This window comes from Prevotella veroralis (genome assembly GCF_018127765.1).
Lineage (GTDB): Bacteria > Bacteroidota > Bacteroidia > Bacteroidales > Bacteroidaceae > Prevotella > Prevotella veroralis.
In genome coordinates this window covers 1718936-1740528 of sequence record NZ_CP072330.1, presented here as the reverse complement: position 1 = coordinate 1740528, position 21593 = coordinate 1718936, and the positions used below count along the sequence as shown (strand labels likewise).

Here is a 21593-nt window from a genome sequence, read left to right as displayed (position 1 = left end):
AGGTACTCCATTTATTCGAACCAACCAAACTTTTCTCGGATAAATTTCCTTATAATGTTGTCTTTTTGTACTTTTGCACAAGAAATTATATGATTTTAAAGTCAAAAGCCATAGTTTTGCGTAGTATGAAGTTTGGTGAAGCATCGCTCATTATAGATATGTTCACCGAACAAGAAGGGCGTATTTCATTCATAACACGCATAGCCAAGACAGCCAAAGGAAAGATAAAGAAACAGTATTTTCAGCCTTTAACTTTGTTAGAGTTGGAGTTTGATTATCGTCCGCGCACTTCCTTACAGCATATAAAAGAGGTTCGTATTCTTTATCCATACGCTTCTATTCCTTTTGATCCCATCAAATCGGCTATCTTGCTATTCCTTTCTGAGTTCTTATATCATGTTACACGAAGTGAGCAGCAGAACCTTCAGCTTTACAATTATGTGTGTACTAGTTTGCAATGGTTGGATGGTGCAGCGCGTAGTTACGCCAATTTCCATCTTGTATTTATGATGCGTCTAAGTCGGTTTATAGGTTTCTTTCCTAATTTAGAGGCTTACCATGATGGGGTATGCTTTGACTTACGCACCGCGTCGTTTACTCATAGTATTCCTCTTCATACCGATTACCTTCTCCCAGCAGAAGCCACTGCCATTCATCAACTGATTAGAATGGATTATGAGAATATGCATCTTTTCCGCCTTTCACGTGTAGATAGGAATCGAATTGCCAATCTGATCCTGCGTTACTATCGTATTCATGTGCCGAATATGCCCGACTTAAATAGTCTTCAAGTGTTGAGTGATCTTTTTGATTGATATGCTTCATGCTCTCCGCACCCTGCGTGTACCTTAATGTAATTTGTAATCTGTAATTTTGTAATCTCCAAAAGAGAAGTGAAAACGTCCTAAATCATGTAACAGATAGCTCCGTAAGCATCTTCCCAAGTTCTGAATATGTATAATCACGAATTAAATCCCGACACGAAATATTTGCGTTTGATATAGCTGCTTGCAAAGAACCTCCTTTATCTTTAAACTGTTTATGCAATCCTTTTTTGAAAAAATGCAAATCTTTCTTGTAACCGCACTTCTTTTCCAATTCCCTTACAAGCTCATCAGAAGAGAGAAACTCCTTTGTTGTATATTGAAAATAATAGAGGAAGAATAACTCCGTACACCTCTCAGTCTCAAAGAATCTTACTTCACAATTTATGCCCGATGACTTCTTTACAATGGGATTTCTGTACTTAGCTTTTAACTTCTGATACGCTTTCTTTTCTGTCCCACTTTTCTTGTTGTCCATGTCAATTATACAGAAAATCTTTGAGTATCCTTCAGATATACCATCTTCTATTTTCTTATCCAATTCTGAAAGACTACTATGCTTGGGCATCTTTGGTTCTATATTTCTTAACTGCGCCGGATAGTCATCTCGAAGAGAATTCATATAGAAACTTTCAGTAGGACCTTCGCCTAAAATCATAATAGCATCTACTAATTTCCCCATAAGTTATCAATCTAAATCAATAAAATATGAACCTAACTCTGGTTTCCCTCCCAATCTGCCTATCTTATACGAATTATACAGGGAGAGATTCTTGTGAAGTCCATACGAATCTGCTCGCGAATATTCTGAAGATGCAGTTTCAGCATTTTTATCAACAAACCAAACTAATCCTCGATGCTCATTCAGCAGATCCTCTGCAAGCAAGGATATTTCCTGACTTGTGAAGATTAACTGGGAAGACTCAGAGTTATAAATGAATACATTTAAGAAATACACAAATAAGTCGTAATGCAAATCTTCGTCCAACTCATCAAGAAGATACAAATGACTACCTGTTATCAATTCATACAGAAAAGACAAGACGTGTAGATACTGTTTAGTACCTTGTGATTGAAGATGCCAAGGAATACCAAAATTCCCATCTACTGATTGATTAACAAATAGTATATCCTCATCATCCTCTTCCAGCAATCTTTTCTTTGCTTTCTCAGAAAGTTCGTCGTTATCCGTTATTATCTGACGTAACTTGGGAGAAATCTTCTTTTCTTTTTTTATTACGAGAAAGTCCGAGATGTTTAAATCTGCTTTTTTTAGCATTAACTGATAAAACTTTCTAAGTTTCTTATTTGCAATAATATCTTTAAACTTCTCTACAATATCTTTTTTCCCATCTCCATTTATCTGATGCACATGCTCTTCAATCCATTTGAAAAGCTTGGCGATTGGCTGTATATCCTCCCCTGCCAAGACCTTTCTATAAGTTGATAAAACTGAGTGGTTGTGGAGCGTGTTTGCCGAAAGTATTTCTCTTGTTTTCGCTTTTATCCCTAAACTATCACCGAACTTTATATCAGCCTGTATGTCTGTACCCTTGAATGTACGTTCATAAAATAAAGCTTTGGAATTATTTGGATAATAATACAAATTTTCGCTGACAATATGATCAGAGCAATATTCAATATCGTAATCGTACCGGACTGTATCTGCATAAAAAGACACATGCATCATTGTATTATTATCCTTAGTTAATTCAAACGCAGGAGCAGATAAGACTTTCTCTGTAATATCTGTTCGGGATTGATATAATAAATCAAAGATGTTTTGAACAGCACATAACATATTCGATTTCCCAGAAGCATTTGCTCCGTAAAGAATACCCAACTTGTTGAGAAAAACACCCTTTGCAACTTCAAAGCTGAGAAAGTCGTCTTGAGTTTTGGAAACAAAACTCAGTTCTTGTCTATCTCGAATGGACAAATAATTTTCAACCCAGAAATCTCTTATCATAGCAATAAACAATTAATTTTTTGGTCTATTTCGTAATTTTGCTACAAAAATACAAAGAATTTTCTTCATTTACAAAGGAGTTCAAATCTTTTTTAAATAAATTCCACTCTTGTTTTTCTGATTGCGAAAAGCTGTTAGAGAAAATATATTATTCCAATATAGATTATAAGATAAGCTCTTTTTCTTTCTCCAAATTCAAGCGAAGCTGAATTGTACTCCAATTAAGCCTTAATTGACGTACAAAAGGTGCTTGATAGGGGAATAAGGGAATGCTGATTTGCCTAATCACAGGTTCGTCTTTGCTGTTAGTTTTTAATCCTCATTGCAAAAGTATAAAAAATAAATGATACTACCAAATCTTGATGAGATTTTTCTCTTCTAAATCGTTGTAAGGTACTAATAGTCAGGTGTTTAAATTTGTTTAAGGTAGAAAGAACTCTAACTGCTTATAGCAGAATGGTTTCAAGATAATAGCAATTTCGTTTCCCCATCGATTACAAATTACAAATTACAAATTACAAATTACATTAAGGTCGTGGGGGGTATTCTTTGAAGGTGGGAGGGGAAAAATAGGTGATAGATTGATAGAATAATAATGATAATAATTATAATTTATTATCTATAAATTTTTATTATAATATATAATATAATTATATTATATATTATAATAAACTATCTGGACTCGTCCCCCTCTGCACCCTGCATGGACCTTAATGTAATTTGTAATTTGTAATTTGTAATTTTCGATGTTGGAGTGGGAGGATGGTAGTAAGCTTTGATTGATAGTATGCGGTATCTGTAACATGCTGATTATTAGTTTGTTAAGACCTAATTATTATTTTTTTAACACTACGTTTTCTTGTTTTTCTTTTTTTTTCTTTATATCTTTGCAAAAGAAAAAGGGAATAATGATCCTCACCCCAGCCTCTCTCTGCATGAATAAGGGAATAAATAGCGAGATAGTCGACTTCAAAGGATAGCTTTCTTATGCTGAAAGATTAGCATTCTTATGCTGAAATATATGCTCTCTTAGGCAGAAAGCGATATGAAAAAAAGGTACACCTCATAGCTTGCTTGCTATTTCGATATACCTTCTTCTCTCGCCTTTAATATTTCATCAACGTGATTAAACGAAGCTAATTACGCCTTCAACCGTATCTTTGGAATCAGTCTCTTCTGGTTCTGTCTCGGGTGAACTGATGTGTTTGATGTCTTTTATCATTTGCTTTGTGCGCTTGTAAGTAGGTGTATTCTCTACGGCAAGAATTACATCCTCATTGTCAAGCTCATCAGCTGTAAAGCGATAGATGTGAGGGCGGTGTTTGTATTGAGTGTTGTTGTTGTCCCTATAGAAACGTTCACGGCGGTCACGACGTTCAGCATCTTTCTCCTCATTATCAGCTCTTCTGGCGGCCTCTTCCGCGGATAGTTTCTGTATGTGTCGTCCCATACCATCAACATCCTCTATGCCGAAACCAGTTGCAAGAATGGTTACTTTTACCTTCTGATCAAGTTCTGGGTCGATAGCCAATCCCCATTTCAATTCGAAGTCTTCGCTGAAATGATTCATAAAATCGGTTACATCACCCATTTCTTCCATTGTCAAGCCGGAGTTGTCCTTGTCATTGCTATTGAAGTTGATGGACAGAAGAATCTTCTTAGACTTGTAGACATCATTGTCGTTGAGTAGTGGTGAGTTAAGCGCATCCTCTATTGCTTGCTTTACACGACCTTCTCCTTCACCATAACCTGTGGACATGATTGCCACGCCACCATCCTTTAGGACCGTCTTCACGTCATTGAAGTCGAGGTTCACAATACCATGTACAGTGATGATTTCAGCAATACTCTTAGCTGCAACACTCAGTGTGTCATCAGCTTTACGGAATGCGTTTAAGAGGCTAAGTTCTGGATAGATCTCACGTAATCTTTCGTTATTAATAACGAGAAGAGCGTCAACGTGTTTAGCCATCTCTTCTACTCCGTCCAGGGCCTGATCAATCTTCTTCGCACCTTCGAAGCGGAAAGGAATGGTGACAATACCGACGGTGAGGATACCAAGTTCTTTACTGACTTGTGCGATGACAGGTGCTGCGCCAGTACCTGTTCCACCACCCATACCAGCCGTGATAAATGTCATCTTCGTACCATCGTTGAGCATATTCTTGATGTCATCGATCGTCTCTTCGGCAGCTTGTCTTGCGCGTTCTGGGCGGTTTCCTGCTCCTAACCCTTCCTTTCCTAATTGTAGATGAACAGGGACAGGTGAGTCGTTGAGGGCTTGTGCGTCTGTATTGCAGAGGACGAAAGTTACGTCATGTATACCTTCTTTATACATGTGGTTGACGGCATTGCCACCGCCACCACCAACACCAATGACTTTGATTATGCTGTTAGTAACGTCGCCATCACCGAAGTCTAATACATCTATTTTATTATTATTGTCTGCCATAACAGTATGTGTCTATATGATGAATATACTTATATTTGTGTTCCCATGAAAGCGTTACTCTTCGTCTTCCAGCATCTTACCTCCAAATTCTTTTGCTTTACGAACGAACTTGTTCCAGAAGCTATTACGACGTTTTTCCTCTTCTCTTTCACGTTCTCTTGCCTCTTCCTCTTCGCGTAGCTTGCGTTCTTCTTCTTCTCTTTTACGGCGTTCCTCTTCAGCTTTACGTTTCTCTTCGGGAGTAGGGACAAAACCTTGTCCTTGTGGACGTGTATTAGAGTTTGTAGTTGTTGTTTCTATTGGATGGGCTACAGCTACATCTTTTCCTTCAAATAGGTTGTTAGCAGCAGGGTTATATGCAGCACCAGCACAATTCATGTCTCCCTTTGCAAGTAAGCCTAATATGGTATTCGTTTCGCCGTTCTGTGCTGTTATTTCTGCATGACTTGAGGTGATCGTCTGTGTGACGAATTTAGCCTTGCGAATCTTCTCAATGCGTGTGACATTACGCACCAAACGCTCGATGTTCTTGAGGTTCATGCCACCACCAGTAAGTATGATACCCCCGAGGAGTTTGTCTGTGTATTCAGATGGAACCTGATACCACACATTCTCTATAATCTCTCCTGCACGTGCTTCTACTATTTCAATGAATTTACGACTATCAACAGTTCGCTCGGCATCTATAGAGTATTTGAGGTTGTTGTCGATATCGTTATTGTCGGTGAATGCAGAACCATATTTGAGTTTCATTGCCTCTGCTTCTTTATCTTCCATCTGCAAGGAAGCTATATCCTTGTTGATGTTATTGCCTCCTAATGGGATTACTGCAAGGTGGCGAAGAATATTCTTATAGTAAACAGAGACTGTAGTGGTATCAGCACCAAGGTCGACAAGCACGCAACCACCGCGCTTTTCGGCTTCGCTGAGTACACCATCAGCCAAGGCTAATGGTGCTAGGTACATCTCTGCTATTGCTATTCCTGCTTTCTCAAAACAGCTGTTTAAATTATTATAGAATGACTTGCGCCATAGGATATTTAAGAAGTTTCCCTCCAAGCGAGTGGCTTTTATGCCAACAGGATCTAGAGAGTATTGGCTGTCAACCTTATACTCCTGTGTAGCAGCATCTAAGATTTCTTGATCGGGGTAAGCCATGTTTCTGTTAGCATCCATCAGCTCATTAATCATGTCGGATGTAATGATGGTATCAGCTGGAAGATCTTTTACTATAACGTTACGAACGCTCCGTATGGACTGACCTCCTACACCTACATAAACTTGAGATATATCAAATTTCAGTTGTTTCTTGAGCTTATTAATAATGTTGGTGAGGCACTGACCAGTCTTATCAATGTTATAGACTACACCTTTGCGAATGCATTGTGATGCATCTTCCTTAGCAACGGCTAGCACGGAGATACTACCGTCAAGATTCTTCTTGCCGGCTATTCCCATAATCTTTGATGAGCCTAATTCAATGGCTACTATGAACTCTGCCATATTCGTTAAGTATTATATTTCTTAGTTTTAATGTTCTTTCTTCTCTTATTTACGTACATTGTCTTGTGGTTGAAGAACTTGTTATTCGGTTGGACCATCTGCTGCATGTTCTTGTTGGTCAACTTCTTTGCGTGCCTTTTCACGTTCCTCTTCTTCTGTACGTTGCCTGTCTTTTGTCTTCTCTTCTTTAGCTTCTTTTGCGATAGCTTCCGCCTCTTTTTGTTCAGCTTCAGGGTCTCTTCGCTTGCAGACAATTTGATTATCGAATTCGATATCAATATAAGAATACTTATTCCATCCCGCTTGTGATAAACCGTATCGATAGAACTTCTCTAATCGAGATAATTTGTTGTTAACGAAAGAGTTTATCTCCCTATTACGTGTCCATCTGTTGCGATTAAGAGGTAAATACCCCATGAAGATAATATGGTCACCCACACGTGGAACAAGTTCAATGCCATAATCTGGAAGGACGTTTATTTGCTCTATTTGGTTGATCCAAAGCGGTGAAGAGCTGATTGCTTTAGCAAGTGGTGCGATATAGAGTTTCGCAAAGCTGTTGTTAATATTTCCAGTGGCAATAATCAAGTCGCTCGTGTATTTGGAATTAGGAAGTATTCCTCCATTGTCATCAAGATAGTAGTCTCCACCCTGTTGGCTCTTTATACGGATGATAGGCATACGTTGAGTAATCTGTATGTTGATATGTCCGTTCTCCGTCTTGTAACACTGAGCAGTCTTTACAAAAGGTCCTTCTTTGAGCGTTTCCTCTATGTCTCGAGGATTGATATTTTCCATCTTTTTATTAAGAGGATAGAGATTGTGCTTTTGTAAGATGTGCTTTATTTCCTCTGCTGTAAGGAATCCGGCATTCTTAGAATCAGAGATTTCTATGTTCACTTTCGTGCATACACGACCTTGCTCATCAGGGTTGTTCCAAGCGGTAACAGCCATGATGAGATAGAAAGCTAGTATGATGTCCAGCGTAGTGATGATAATCTTTTTCCACTGAATATACATATATTATCTCTTCCTTTTGATGCTTTTATTCCTTAATTATATAGTTACGCTTTTGCGTTGTCGTTTATTCTTTTGCTTTGATAATCTTGGTTATCTCTGGTACATAATTGTCAAGATTGCCAGCACCAAGCACTACAAGTACATCGAAGTCACGTGACCTAACGAAATCAAGAACATCATCTTTTTTAATCATCTGCTTTGCTATGTTTGGACGGAGATTATCATAGATGAGTTTGCTTGTAACCCCTTCTATTGGTTGTTCACGTGCTGGATAAATCTCAGTAAGGATAACCTCATCAAAGTGACTTAATGCATCTGCAAAATCTTTATAGAAGTCCCGAGTACGCGTATAGAGGTGTGGTTGGAAGATAACAGTAATCTTTCTGTCAGCATAAAGTTCCTTTAGACTCTTTGCACTCTGTAGTATTTCCTTTGGATGATGCCCATAATCAGATAGAAAGACGTGGCGATCATTCTTTATCTTAAAGTCGAATCGGCGATCAACACCACCATAGGTTCTCATCCCTTCACGTAGCTCTTCAGCGGTGCAACCATTGAGTTGCGCCATAGCCATTGCTGCTATACCATTTTCAATGTTGATTGGAATAGGTTGACCGAGTTCTACATCCTTTACAGTCTCAATAGGAGAAACGAAGTCGAAAGTAATCGTTCCCTTCTCTATTCGGATATTCTCTGCATGGAAATCGCCCTCTTCACGACTATAGTCATAAACCTTGACACCTTCTTGTACGTGTTGCTTCATCTCAAGATTCTTATGAATAATGAGCGCACCACCTGGTTGTATGAGCTCAGTGTAATGGCGGAAGCTTTCAAGGTAAGCCTCTTTCGTACCATAAATATCCAAGTGATCCGGGTCGGTAGATGTAATAACGCTCATCCAAGGACGTAACCAGTGGAAAGAACGATCGAACTCATCTGCCTCGATCACAACATAATCGCTGTGGTCAGAGAGAATGTAGTTTGTGCCATAATTCTTCGATATTCCACCTAAAAAAGCATTGCAGTCTAAATGGCTTTTATGCATGATATGGGCACACATGGTTGATGTTGTGGTTTTACCATGAGTACCGGCAAAGCATAAACCTTTGTGTGTTCGGGTAAGAGTCCCTAGTACTTGTGCGCGCTTCTCTATTGTGAAGTTGTTATCATGGAAGTATATCAGTTCTGTATGAGTTGATGGGATTGCAGGGGTGTAGACAACCAATGTTGTGGTTGGTTGACGGCACTCTTCTGGAATGAGATTCACATTTTCCTCATAGTGAATCAACATACCTTCTTTCTCTAACTGGTGGGTAAGCTCAGAAGGAGTTTTATCATATCCTGCAACAACCAGCCCCTTATGAAGGAAGTAACGAGCAATGGCACTCATACCAATACCACCTGCACCAACGAAGTAAACTGACTTTATATCTTTAAGTTCCATGTATCTATATCTTTTCTATCTTTATTCTCTTTTAGACCTTTCAGTCTTTCACTTATTCCTAAAGGATTACCCTTCTCAATAAGTAATATTATTTTTTAATGAGTTTCAAAACCTCGTCCGCAATAACATCTGCCGAGTTTTGTAACCCCATCTTCTTCACATTCTCACTAAGGCTGGTAAGTTTTTGATCATCAGAGATGGTCTCTAATGCTAGTTTCAATAATGTCTCTGGAGCCTCAGAATCCTTTACGTAAATTGCAGCATGTTTATCTACTAATGCCATTGCATTCTTTGTTTGATGATCTTCCGCTACGTTAGGACTAGGAACGAGGATTACTGGTTTACCAATGAGTTGGAACTCACTAATGGAGCTTGCACCCGCACGGCTGATAACCAAATCAGCTGCTTTATAAGCTGCTCCCATATCGCTAATAAAGTCCATTACCTTTAAGTTGGGTAGCTCCTTACCCTTCATAAAGTCCATTATCTGCTGATGGTAGTACTTACCAGTTTGCCATATAAACTGCACTTCAGTGTTCTTTACGAGGTCAAGATGCTCCATAATAGAGCGGTTAATGGTGCGAGCTCCAAGGCTACCGCCTACTAACAAGATAGTCTTCTTATCACTCTTCAACCCTAGACTCTCTCGTGCTTCTTCGACAGAGAGAGGTGTATTTAAGACGTTTTGTCGTACAGGGTTTCCTGTCATAATAATCTTATCAGCAGGGAAGAATCGTTGCATACCTTCATACGCAACACATATCTTCTCTACGCGTTTTGCCAATAGTTTGTTGGTCACACCAGCGTATGAGTTCTGTTCTTGAATTAGACAAGGAATACCCATCTTTGCGCATGAGTAAAGTGTAGCACCACTGGCGTAACCACCAACACCAACTGCTACTTGGGGCTTAAAGTCCTTGATGATTTGGCGTGCCATACGCAAACTTTTCCATAACTTATATAGCACTTCAAAGTTCTTTAGCTTATGTGCACGATCGAAACCTTTGATTGGTAAGCCCTTTATCTCATATCCAGCAGCAGGCACACGTTGCATCTCCATACGTCCTAAAGCACCTACAAAGAGAATCTTTGCATCTGGGTGTTTAGCCTTGATAGCGTTTGCAATAGATACAGCTGGGAATATATGACCTCCCGTGCCACCACCGCTAATGATTATTCTTAAATCCTTGTCCATTTCAATCTCGTTTACTAACCTACAAAGGTAATCAATTTTTTCGTCTTCTTCTAACTTTAACTCTTTTTTAAGAATCTGCTGTCTATGCAATGACTCCATGTGTCTCTGCTATCGAAGGATTATCGGCTTTCTTCTTCTTAGCCGATCGGCTGATACTCAAGATGACGCCAATATAGACACAATTAATGATAGTTGAAGTTCCTCCCTTACTAATGAGTGGCAATGGTTGACCAGTTACTGGGGCTAGTCCAACGGCCACCAACATATTGAACAGAGCCTGTGTAACGAGCAAGAATGCAATTCCCATGGCTAAGAAAGCAGGGAAGGAGTTCTCACATCGATTGGCAATGATACCCGTTCGGAAGAGTAAGATGATATAGAGGAATGCTACGATAGCTGCTCCTTCAAGCCCCATCTCCTCAATAATAATTGCATAGATAAAGTCAGAGAAAGCCTGTGATAAGAAGTCTCGTTCGGTCGAGTTACCTGGTCCTTTACCCACAACATTAGATGTAGCGATGGCTATGTTGGCATGTGCCACTTGTGCATCTTTATCCAAATCATAATCTTTTGGTGCTACATAGTCGTTGTCCATGAACTTCTTGATACGTGCTTTCCATGTGTCAGCACGATGCAAGAGCTTCCCAAAAACACCTAATGATTCTTTTTGTTGCTGCTCTTGAACAGTTTGCTCAGTAAGGTTCTGTTTGGTTGGTAGGTCTTCTTCTACCTTTTTGTCATCACCTACTATCATCACCAGAGATAGGGTGAGGATAATACCCAGCACTACCACTCCAACCAATCTGCCGATCTGATTCAGTGGAACACGCCCCACAATCATCATTAAAACGATGGTTAAGGAGATGAGCATAGCCGTTGACAGGTTCTCAAAAAAGATCAAGAAAATGAATACACCAGATAGTATCAAGATGTATCGAAAGGCTTTTCTGTCCGCCCCATGATCGGTTTGCATGGCACTAAGTATTTGTGCAACTGCTAGCACAAGTGCGCCCTTTGCGATCTCAGAAGGTTGAAATTGTATGCCCGCAAAGCTTATCCATCTGTTAGCTCCGTTAGTAGTTTGTCCAGCGACAAGAACCCACAGTAACGTTATAAAAGCTATACCAAGAAGGATGGGGGTAATCAGTTTGAAGTACCTGCATTTGATATTTAATACCACCACCATTAAGCCTATTCCAACAGCAAGAATACTACAGTGGTAGATGATAGGACTCCAATAGTTTCCTCCCCTGTATGATAGTGAACTCGAAGCCGAATAGACCTCAATTATACTAATAATACATAGGAAGAAGAAGACCATCCAGATGACCTTATCTCCTTTAAAGAGGTTACTGAGAGATTTATTGTTCATTTTCTTTCTTTCCTTTATCGGGCATCTACGCTTTATAAAGCTCTAACGAGTGCTTTAAACTGGTCTCCTCTATCCTCCATATTCTTAAAGAGGTCAAAGCTAGCACAGCATGGACTCAACAAGACGGTGTCACCAGGTTTAGCCATTTCTGCACATGCCGTAACACAATCTTTCATAGAGTGTGTGTCGCGAACAGGGATTCCTAGGCTATCAAAGTTATCGTGGAGTTTCTTGTTATCTGCCCCGAGGTAGACAAGTCCTGTACACTTTTCTTTCACCAAGTCTTTGATGGCACTGTAATCATTACCTTTGTCCTTACCACCCAAAATGAGGATAGTTGGGGTTCTCATACTCTCTAGTGCATACCAACAGGCATCTACATTTGTAGCCTTCGAGTCGTTGATATATTGTACACCCGCAACCTTACAAACCTTTTCCAAACGATGTTCAACGCCGGGGAAGTCGCTTAAGCTCTTGCGGATACTCTCCTTTTTAATACCGCTGATGTTCGATGCGATACCTGCTGCAAGAGAGTTATATATGTTGTGGCGACCCGTCAATGACAAGTCTTCCTGTTCCATATTGAATGGCTCTGGTTGCTCTATCTTGTATTGTCCCTCTTCGATGTAACCAATGCTACCATGCTCCTTTAGCTCTGAAAAAGGATAACATACAGCATGTACATCATACTTCTTTAGCTCCTTCTTGATTACTGGATCATCATTCCAATAGATAAAACTATCATCCTTAGTTTGGTTCTGAATGATACGCATCTTGGCGTCTGCATAATTCTCAAACTTAAAGTCGTAGCGATCTAAATGGTCTGGAGTAATATTCAAGAGGATGGCAATATTAGCGCGGAAGTTGTACATGTTATCAAGTTGGAAGCTACTCAACTCAATGATGTAATATGCATGTGGATCTTCTGCAACCTGCAATGCAAGGCTATTGCCTATGTTTCCTGCCAATCCAACATCGTATCCTGCATCCTTAAAGATGTGATAGATGAGGCTTGTTGTGGTCGTTTTACCATTGCTACCAGTGATACATATCATCTTAGAGTTGGTATATCTACCTGCAAACTCAATTTCGCTGATGATGTGAGTACCCTTTGCCATGAGCTTCTGAATCATTGGAGCTTCCTTAGGAATACCTGGACTCTTGATGATTTCATCAGCATTAAGGATCTTATCCTCCGTGTGGTGTCCCTCTTCCCACTCTATGTGATGCTCGTCAAGTAGCTTCTTATACTTGTCCTTGATAGCTGACATATCTGAAACGAAGACGTCAAATCCTTCTTTCTTAGCGAGTACAGCAGCACCCGCACCGCTCTCTCCTGCACCAAGTATTACGATTCTTTTCATATTAATTTCCCTTTCTTTTCTTTCCTATTATCCGATCGGATGATGTCTCTGAATATCATCGTTCTAATGAGATAAGCCTCTCTTCAATTCTAAGTAACGCCCTTCTTCGTTGGAGAAGACGCCTATTTTAATGATTACTAAGCCTTTCTTTCTTTTGTACAGAGCATGTCTTACTTTTGAATAAACGTATCTATCTGATTTTCAGAGTGATAATTGTCAATGCAGCAAGTATGATTGTCACGATGATAAAACGTAAGGTAATCTTGCTCTCATGCACTGCTCCATGTGGAACTTTTACTAAGTACTTGCACTCGGGGTCTAACTGTGAATCCTGAGTACGGAAGTTGTCATGGATAGGAGTACGTTTGAAGATACGTTGCTTAATGCCTTTACGCTTCCCTAACTTATAATACCATACTTGTACGATGACGCTTAGACTCTCGACGAAGAATATTCCGCAGAGGATAGGAAGCATCAATTCCTTGTGTATGATGATAGCTCCAACGGCAATGATACCGCCGATTGTCAAACTACCAGTATCTCCCATGAATACTTGGGCAGGGTAGGCATTGTACCAAAGGAAGCCGATCAGTGCTCCGATAAACGCCATAAAGAATACTACCAGTTCCTCTGTGCCAGGGATATACATGATATTCAGGTAGGCTGCAAACTGTATGTGGCTACTGACATAAGCTAAGATACCGAGAACAACACCTATTACAGCCGAGTTACCAGCACACATTCCGTCCATTCCATCGTTGAGGTTTGCACCATTAGAAACGGCTGTCACGACAAAAATAGTCATGATTACGAATAGAATCCAACCGCCAGCTGTCTTATAATCACCTAAGAATCCAACGATTTCAGAGTAGTCCAAATTGTGTGACTTCACGAATGGTATGGTCGTTTTCAGCGTTTTCTCCGCCTTAGCCTCATGTTTTATAACTACTTCCTTACCGTTTTGATTGGCTACTTCAAGATTCAAGTTCGCCTTAACATCAGGTGATGCCCAAAGAACAAGACCTACTATGAGTCCGATTGTGACCTGACCTATAATCTTATACTTGCCCTTTAACCCCTCTTTATTATGTCTGAAGATCTTGATAAAGTCGTCCATTCCACCGAGAAAACCCAACCAGATGGTTGTAATGATCATCAGAATTAGATAGATGTTACGCAATCGACCGAGCAAGATGACGGGTACTAACAATGCAACGATAATGATAATACCGCCCATTGAGGGTACTCCTATCTTTTTTACACCGAATGGATCAATGCTTGCATCACGTTGTGTCTCCGTGATCTGCTTGCTTTTAAGATACTTGATAAATCTCTCTCCGAACCATGCCGATATAAGCAATGCCAGTATCATAGCCAATATGCCACGGAAACTTATGTACCCCCAAAGGTGGGAACCACTGATACCGAACTGGTCTAACCAGCGGAAGATATAATACAGCATATTACTTCTCTTTATTGTTTTTACTTAATTCCAAAGATCTCACGGATAACCTCGTGGTCATCGAAATGGTGCTTTACACCATTAATCTCTTGGTAAGTTTCATGTCCTTTACCTGCCACAAGGATTACATCTCCCCTCTTCGCCATCATCGCAGCAGTGCGTATAGCTTCTTTACGATCAACTATGTTGAGGACTTTCTTACGTTGTGTAGCATCAAGACCAGCCATCATGTCATTAATAATAGCCTGTGGATCTTCATCTCGTGGGTTATCACTTGTGAGGATAACTGTGTCACTCTGCTTTACAGCTTCCTGTGCCATTAAAGGACGTTTACCCTTATCACGATGACCACCGGCGCCACAAACGGTGATAATATGTCCGCCTTTGTTATCCAATACATCGTGAATTGCAGTCAAGACGTTCTCCAGGGCATCAGGAGTATGTGCATAGTCAACAATGGCAGTGAAGCCTTCTGGGGATTGAATAGGCTCAAGGCGTCCATTCACGCTCTTCAATGTACTAAGTGCGAGGAGTATCTCATCTGTACTCTTACCGAGCATCTTTGCAGCACCATATACAGCTAGTAAGTTGCTGACATTGAACTTGCCAATAAACTGAACGCCTACCTCTTTTCCATCAATCTCTAGATACATTCCTTCGAAGTGACACTCAAGAATCTTCGCACGGAAGTCTGCCATGCGCTTGGTTGAGTAGGTCTTGATGGTTGCCTTAGTGTTCTGAACCATAATCATACCGTTCTTGTCATCTGCATTTGTGATGGCAAAGGCATGCTTTGAAAGCCCATCAAAGAACATCTTCTTCGCATTACGATAGTTTTCGAAGGTCTTGTGATAATCGAGATGATCACGTGTGAGGTTCGTAAATATAGCCCCTGTGAAGTCTAATCCACCGATACGGTGTTGATGTATAGCATGACTAGAACACTCCATGAATGCGTATTCACAGCCTGCTGCAACCATGTCTGCAAGTAGTTGATTCAGCTCTATTGGATCTGGAGTTGTATGGTCGGCTGGTATTGCTTTATCATCGATATAGTTGCAGACAGTCGATAATAAGCCCACCTTATAACCAAATTCTCGGAACATATTATATAATAAGGTGGCAATCGTCGTCTTACCGTTTGTACCCGTAACGCCAACTAGCTTTAGTTTATGTGAGGGATCTCCATAGAACAAGGTAGCAACCTTTCCTGCTGTATTCTCTGTTGATTCAACTTGTACATAGGTGACATTATCATTCAAAGTATTGGGCATGTCTTCTAATAATACAGCCACAGCACCTTGCTCAATAGCCTTTCCAATGAATTGATGTCCATCTACCTGTGTTCCTTTCATTGCAATAAATAGATGACCGTTAGCAATCTTACGACTATCAATGTTTACACCAGTAATTTCAACCTCAGCATTGCCATGAATAGCAATAGGGGTGATGTTCTTGAGTAATTCGCTTAATTTCATATCTTTGTTCTATTCTTATTTCGTTGTTAATGCCTACAGATCTTAGCCTAATCGTAGTGAACATTCCATCCCTTTCTTAACTTTGTCGCCTGGAGCAAGGCTTTGCTCAATGACACGACCTCTACCATTAATACGCACTTTAATGCCTTTCTTCTCCATTAGATAGACTGCATCGCGAGCTCCCATACCACGCACATTGGGTACAATATGAGCCTTGTTGATAGCCTCCTTATGGAAGGTCAGCGATTTACCATTCTCTGTTGTAGTACCCCAAATAGGGCTTCCAAAGGGATAAGCACCATTCCATCCATTTGTCACGTTGAAGCCAAGTGCATTCAAAACATAGTCTGTTGCCAACAGATTCCCTATCTTTGCTGATGGGATGAGGATCGATGATTTATCTCGTGCATCACTGACATTTAACTTTAGACTCTGCGCCATTATTCCTTCTGCAATATGGTGGAACACGACCCCACTCATACCACCACCAGAGGCTGGCAGACCGCTCTTTTGAATACAAACAATACAACTGTAACGTGGTTTGTCAGCAGGGAAGAAACCTGCAAAACTTAGTAGATAGTTCACTGCACCAGCCTTGTATCCAGCTGCACCTTTGGACATCTGCGCTGTTCCAGTCTTACCTGCAACAAGAAACTTGTCGGATCCTGCCCTCTTACCAAGACCTTCTGATACTACTTCTGTTAGGATTCGTGTAATATCTTTGATGGTACTCTCCTTCGCAATATGCTCCTTTACGACTTGTGGAGGATTGTCATAAAGAACTTGACCATTCTTTACTATTTGTTTTACGAAGCGTGGTCTCATCATCTTTCCGCCATTGGCAATGGCATTGTAGAACGCTAGTGTAGAGATTGGGGGTATCTGTGTCTCATATCCAATACTCATCCATGGCAGTGCTGTTGCACTCCAGTTATCATATTGCCCATGGTGGTTCTTGTGTGGCATACGTATCTTTGCGGGTGAGTAACCAACGATAGGTATATGGAAATCGGTTGTTAATCCGAGGTCGTAAATACCTTGAACAAACTTCTCCGGGTTCTTATGGTAATGTAGATCGATGATACGACTTACACCGATGTTAGAGCTATATTTCAAAGTCCAAGGCAGTGTTAACGTCCCATAGCCACCACGAGTCCAATTGTGATCCTTCATCTCCCTGCCATACATAGGCCATACTCCTGGACCTGTCTGCACCGTATAAGTCGTATCAACGAGACCATCATCAAGAATAGTCATAATAGATGCTGTCTTAAAGACGGAACCCGGTTCTAGCAGGTCGCTAACCGCATGATTCTTTACTTCTCGATACTCCCCATCGCTACACTTATCCATGTTGACGATGGCTTTTACGTCTCCTGTCGCAACTTCCATAACGATAGCTACACCTACATTACCATTCACGTTTGGATCTTTCAGTTCGTCAATCAAAGCTCTCTCGGCTAAGTCTTGCATACCAACATCAATGGTTGTGATGATGTCAGCACCATCGATTGGAGGTGTATCAGTGATATTTAAGAACTTGTTTCGAACCTTACGGCGGTGAATGATACCATCAGTTCCGCGCAAAATCGAGTCGTATGACAGTTCAAGACCACAACGGGCGGTATCTTTTGCACCGAACATGTCTCCTACAGTGCGCTGTGCCAAGGAACCGAACGGACGCCTACGAGCATTGAACTCTTCCCAGTGGAAGCCGCTCTTAAACTTAGATAGATGTAAGATAGGTAAGGTCTGGATTTCTTTGAATGTATTGTAGTCTATGCGCTCATCCCATATCGCCCAGTGTTTACTCATCTTATGGTAACCTTCCAAGAGGTGTTCCTTGAAGGCAGCAGCTGACCGCTCAGGAAAGATGTTATTAAGACCTTTGCTGATGTAATTAATACTATCAATAAAGGCGGTATCATTGCCTGCTTCTTTAAGAGCATTGAAGTCTAAATACACCTTGAACTCAGGTAGTGAACTAGCCATAAGTTGCCCATCACAACTAAGAATGTTTCCTCGTGTTGGTTTAACCTTTACGCTATCTTTCTTTTGCGTAGCAGCAACTTCCATCCAATAAGACCTATTGGCTGTCATTGTATAGATGGTTTTTCCAAGTACAGCAAGTGCAATCAGCGACATCACAATGGCGATGATGCTGTAACGGGGGATGATCTTATTATTATTGAACTTGCTCATATTTCTTACTTCTCGGGTACATTTATTATATAAGGTGGGCGGTCTGACATTTTCAGAACGCTGTCCTTTCTATTCTTTAGTAGTTCCAGAATGTGGCTCTCTCGAGACTTCTCTGTAAGCTGACTACTACTTGATAAAGCTCTGTACTTTGCATCTTCTAATTCAGTGTTGAGCTTATCAATCTCTATCAGATACTTTTGTACGCTGTACCTATTAGATATATAAACGATGATGAAAGCAACAATTACGAGGATTAACCAGATGTTATTGCGTAACAGACGGGCAGAGAGAATGTCGCCACCAAGTATCTTACGCAGTGTAAAGTTAGATGATTGAGGCTGCTCGTCTTCACGTGCTTGTTCTGCGATAGCTGCCTTGAGTATCTTAACCTCAGCTTCTTCTTCTTTTTCTCGTTCCTCTTCTTGGTGTTTCTTCTCTTCTTCCTTTATTTGTCGTTTTGCTTCTTTCTTTCGTTCCTCTTCATCTTGAACAGGGGTGTCTTTAACCCTTTTCTCTGTTAATATATCACCTTTAAGGTGGGAAATGTTTATATCTTTATTACCATCTGTAACCTCTAAAGCTATTGGAGAGGACTCTTCTCCCTCATAGATATCACCTTTGGCGAGTGGATCAATGACCGATTCAGATTTTTCATCATCCGTATTGTCTCTACCACGAAAGCTTTCAGCGGTTACATCTATATTCTTTATGTCGTTCTTGTCAATCATCTGCTTTCTTTTCTGCTATTCTTAGTTTGGCACTTCGGCTACGTGGATTCAGTTCTTGTTCGGCGTTACTTGCAGTGATAACCTTGTTGTTTATTAGTCGGAAGGGAGTTTCCCGTCTTCCGTAGAAATCTTGCTTTACTTTTCCTTCTACATTCCCCGATTTCATGATGTTCTTAACCATTCGATCTTCCAAGGAGTGATAAGTAATTACAGAGAGGCGTCCCCCAGGGGCAAGTAACTCGGTCGCACCTAGCAACATCTCACGTAAGGCATCCATCTCATGATTGACTTCAATGCGTAGAGCTTGGAACATTTTTGCCATGTCTTTCTTCTCTCTTGCGTGTAAAAAGAATGGTTCAACGATGGATAGCAGATCCTTTGTCGTTTTGAATGTCCGCTTTTCTCTTGCCTTAACGATAGCTGCTGCGATACGACGGGATTGCTTAATCTCGCCATAGAGATATAATATATCAGCTATTTGCTCCTCATCATATTCATTGAGAATATCGGCTGCTGTACGACCAGCTCGCTTATTCATTCGCATATCGAGAGGTGCTTCGAACCGAAAAGAAAAGCCACGTGTTTCATCATCGAAATGATGACTGCTAACTCCCAAGTCGGCTAGTAAGCCGTCAATATGATCTATGCTATAATAGCGCATCCAGTTCTTTAAGTACCTAAAGTTCGAACGAATGAAAGTAAAACGGTCGATTTGCTCCTCGCTTAGTCCCATCTTGCTAACGTTCTGTTCAGCGTCTGCATCTTGATCGAAACTATATAGATGACACCCCTTCTTGAGGCGAGATAGGATCTCACGACTATGTCCACCACCACCAAAAGTCACATCCACATAAATTCCATTTGGGTGGATGTTCAGACCCTCAATACTATCGTTGAGAAGTACTGGAACATGATATGTTTCTGCGGTTTTAACCATCTTGTCAATCTTTTGTGGTTGCGGATTCTTCTTCATTCAAGAAGTTGTTTGAGAAGAAATCATCAGTTCCCATGGTTTCCTCCATGGCTTTGCTAAACTCTTCAGCCGACATGAAAGGCTGTTCGGAGTCACTAGTTGCCCATATCTCAATACAGTCATCCATCCCTGTAAAGCGTATTTGCTGGTCTATGTTGCCCATCTTTAGATAACGCTTAGGGATGAGGAAGCGTCCACTATTGTCTAGTGTGATAATCTCTACATCGGTTACAAACTGTCGATAAATCATCTGGTCATGTTTGTTCCAACGACTTAGTCGTTTGCGCAAAGCATCCATTCGTTGATTCCAAACCGATTGAGGATAAAGTACAAGGCATGGTTCAAAGATATCTTTACGCAATATTAACGACTCTTCGCCAGATGCATTTAGCACCTTGCGGAATGTTGCAGGCAGGAAAGCACGACCTTTCGTGTCTGTTTTTGCGTCTATATTTCCTAAGAACCTCACGTGTACTTCTTATAAAACTCGTATTTGGCTTCAAAGTTACACATTTTTCCCCACATATCTCCACTATACTCCACTATATTTCATAAAGGCTCTTTTTTTTGTGAAAATTAACGCTTTTCCGGTCATTGAAAACAGTGTTTTAAAATCAAGTAGTAGTATTCTTTTTGTTCTAAAGAGCATATTTTTCGATAAAAAAGAGGGTTAATTCAAATGGTTTAGTTATTTTTGCATGTTATTACGAGGAATTTCTTGAACATGAGTAGTTCGATAGAGAAGACAATAGACATTGACAAGATACTTGTAGATAAGATGGGAGCAAAAGCGAAGTTTGTTCCTTCTTTTGTTGTAAAGTGGCTGAAGCGTATCATTCATGAGGATGAAGTGAATCAGTTCCTGTGGAAGAATAGAGGCTTGACAGGTACTGAATGGCTCAAAGAGTGTGTACATTATCTGGATATGACGTTGCAGATTGAAGGTCTTGAGAATCTACCGGATAAAGATGACGGAAAGCTTTATACGTTTGTTTCTAACCATCCTCTTGGTGGGCAAGATGGTGTTGCTTTAGGTGCTATTATTGGGCAACATTATGATGGGAAGTTCCGTTACTTGGTGAATGATTTACTTTTAAATCTTCCAGGTTTGAAGCCTGTTTGTATTGGAATCAATAAGACGGGCAAGCAAAGTAGAGACTTTCCTCGTATGGTTGAGGCTGGCTTCCAAAGTGATAATCACATGTTGATGTTCCCTGCAGGACTGAATAGTAGGAAGATAAATGGGCGTATTCATGACCTTGAATGGAAGAAGACTTTCATTACAAAAAGCGTCGAATATCATCGTGATGTAGTACCTATCTTTTTTGGAGGGAGAAATTCTGATCGATTCTATCGTATAGCTCATTTTAGCGATAAATACGTCAAAAAGGTGAATATAGCAATGCTGTTTCTTGTCGATGAAATGTATAGAAATGTTGGGAAAACATTTCGTGTTGTTATCGGCAAACCTATTCCTTGGGAGACATTTGATAAGTCTAAAACGCCGATGGAATGGGCAAAATTCGTTGAAGATAAGGTGTATGAATTGTAGTTCTATCCTATGAAACTATTGATAGTTAAGGGATAGGAGCGAATGAGAGAATAAA

The 21593-nt window shown here is 40.4% G+C and carries 17 protein-coding genes; 2 read left to right on the top strand and 15 right to left on the bottom strand.

Annotated features, from left to right (window positions below; translation table 11 throughout):
• Positions 1-89: 89 nt before the first annotated feature.
• On the top strand, positions 90-815 hold the full coding sequence (recO, locus tag J5A55_RS07395; protein WP_004382841.1) for a DNA repair protein RecO: 726 nt from the start codon (positions 90-92) through the stop codon (positions 813-815).
• 94 nt (positions 816-909) lie between these two features.
• On the opposite strand, the gene J5A55_RS07390 is transcribed toward recO, so the two are convergent.
• From J5A55_RS07390 to mraZ, 15 genes are all read right to left on the bottom strand, one after another.
• Positions 910-1506 carry an RloB domain-containing protein gene (locus J5A55_RS07390; RefSeq protein ID WP_004382840.1) on the bottom strand — a complete coding sequence of 199 codons (597 nt, stop codon included), beginning with the start codon at positions 1504-1506 and terminating at the stop codon, positions 910-912.
• A gap of 6 nt (positions 1507-1512) precedes the next feature.
• A complete protein-coding gene (locus tag J5A55_RS07385; RefSeq protein ID WP_004382839.1) occupies positions 1513-2793 on the bottom strand; it encodes an AAA family ATPase in 1281 nt (426 codons plus the stop codon).
• Between the two features lie 1126 nt (positions 2794-3919).
• On the bottom strand, positions 3920-5245 hold the full coding sequence (gene ftsZ, locus J5A55_RS07380; protein ID WP_004382836.1) for a cell division protein FtsZ: 1326 nt from the start codon (positions 5243-5245) through the stop codon (positions 3920-3922).
• Between the two features lie 54 nt (positions 5246-5299).
• Positions 5300-6748, bottom strand: a complete 1449-nt coding sequence (gene ftsA / locus J5A55_RS07375) for a cell division protein FtsA (protein ID WP_004382835.1) — start codon at positions 6746-6748, stop codon at positions 5300-5302.
• An 81-nt stretch (positions 6749-6829) separates the two neighbouring features.
• Positions 6830-7768, bottom strand: a complete 939-nt coding sequence (locus J5A55_RS07370) for a cell division protein FtsQ/DivIB (protein WP_004382834.1) — start codon at positions 7766-7768, stop codon at positions 6830-6832.
• 64 nt (positions 7769-7832) lie between these two features.
• Positions 7833-9212, bottom strand: a complete 1380-nt coding sequence (gene murC, locus J5A55_RS07365; RefSeq protein WP_004382833.1) for a UDP-N-acetylmuramate--L-alanine ligase — start codon at positions 9210-9212, stop codon at positions 7833-7835.
• 88 nt (positions 9213-9300) lie between these two features.
• Positions 9301-10407, bottom strand: coding sequence for an undecaprenyldiphospho-muramoylpentapeptide beta-N-acetylglucosaminyltransferase (gene murG, locus J5A55_RS07360; protein WP_039851167.1), 1107 nt, complete (start codon positions 10405-10407; stop codon positions 9301-9303).
• Between the two features lie 82 nt (positions 10408-10489).
• Positions 10490-11779, bottom strand: coding sequence for an FtsW/RodA/SpoVE family cell cycle protein (locus J5A55_RS07355; protein ID WP_004382831.1), 1290 nt, complete (start codon positions 11777-11779; stop codon positions 10490-10492).
• A 32-nt stretch (positions 11780-11811) separates the two neighbouring features.
• On the bottom strand, positions 11812-13143 hold the full coding sequence (gene murD / locus J5A55_RS07350; RefSeq protein ID WP_004382830.1) for a UDP-N-acetylmuramoyl-L-alanine--D-glutamate ligase: 1332 nt from the start codon (positions 13141-13143) through the stop codon (positions 11812-11814).
• Positions 13144-13333: 190 nt separating this feature from the next.
• Positions 13334-14605 carry a phospho-N-acetylmuramoyl-pentapeptide-transferase gene (locus J5A55_RS07345; RefSeq protein ID WP_004382829.1) on the bottom strand — a complete coding sequence of 424 codons (1272 nt, stop codon included), beginning with the start codon at positions 14603-14605 and terminating at the stop codon, positions 13334-13336.
• A 20-nt stretch (positions 14606-14625) separates the two neighbouring features.
• Positions 14626-16083: a UDP-N-acetylmuramoyl-L-alanyl-D-glutamate--2,6-diaminopimelate ligase gene (locus tag J5A55_RS07340; protein ID WP_004382828.1), complete on the bottom strand. Its 1458-nt coding sequence runs from the start codon at positions 16081-16083 to the stop codon at positions 14626-14628.
• A 42-nt stretch (positions 16084-16125) separates the two neighbouring features.
• Positions 16126-18285 (bottom strand): penicillin-binding protein, encoded by a 2160-nt coding sequence (locus tag J5A55_RS07335; RefSeq protein WP_004382827.1) that lies wholly within the window; start codon positions 18283-18285, stop codon positions 16126-16128.
• A 5-nt stretch (positions 18286-18290) separates the two neighbouring features.
• On the bottom strand, positions 18291-19013 hold the full coding sequence (locus tag J5A55_RS07330; RefSeq protein WP_004382826.1) for an FtsL-like putative cell division protein: 723 nt from the start codon (positions 19011-19013) through the stop codon (positions 18291-18293).
• Positions 19006-19950, bottom strand: coding sequence for a 16S rRNA (cytosine(1402)-N(4))-methyltransferase RsmH (gene rsmH / locus J5A55_RS07325; RefSeq protein ID WP_039851260.1), 945 nt, complete (start codon positions 19948-19950; stop codon positions 19006-19008). The genes J5A55_RS07330 and rsmH overlap by 8 nt, the downstream gene beginning before the upstream one ends.
• Before the next feature lie 4 nt (positions 19951-19954).
• Positions 19955-20455 (bottom strand): division/cell wall cluster transcriptional repressor MraZ, encoded by a 501-nt coding sequence (mraZ, locus tag J5A55_RS07320; protein ID WP_004382824.1) that lies wholly within the window; start codon positions 20453-20455, stop codon positions 19955-19957.
• A gap of 255 nt (positions 20456-20710) precedes the next feature.
• Between mraZ and glsA the strand changes: the two genes are divergently transcribed.
• Positions 20711-21538 (top strand): lyso-glycine lipid O-acyltransferase GlsA, encoded by an 828-nt coding sequence (gene glsA / locus J5A55_RS07315; protein WP_004382823.1) that lies wholly within the window; start codon positions 20711-20713, stop codon positions 21536-21538.
• Positions 21539-21593 lie beyond the last annotated feature (55 nt).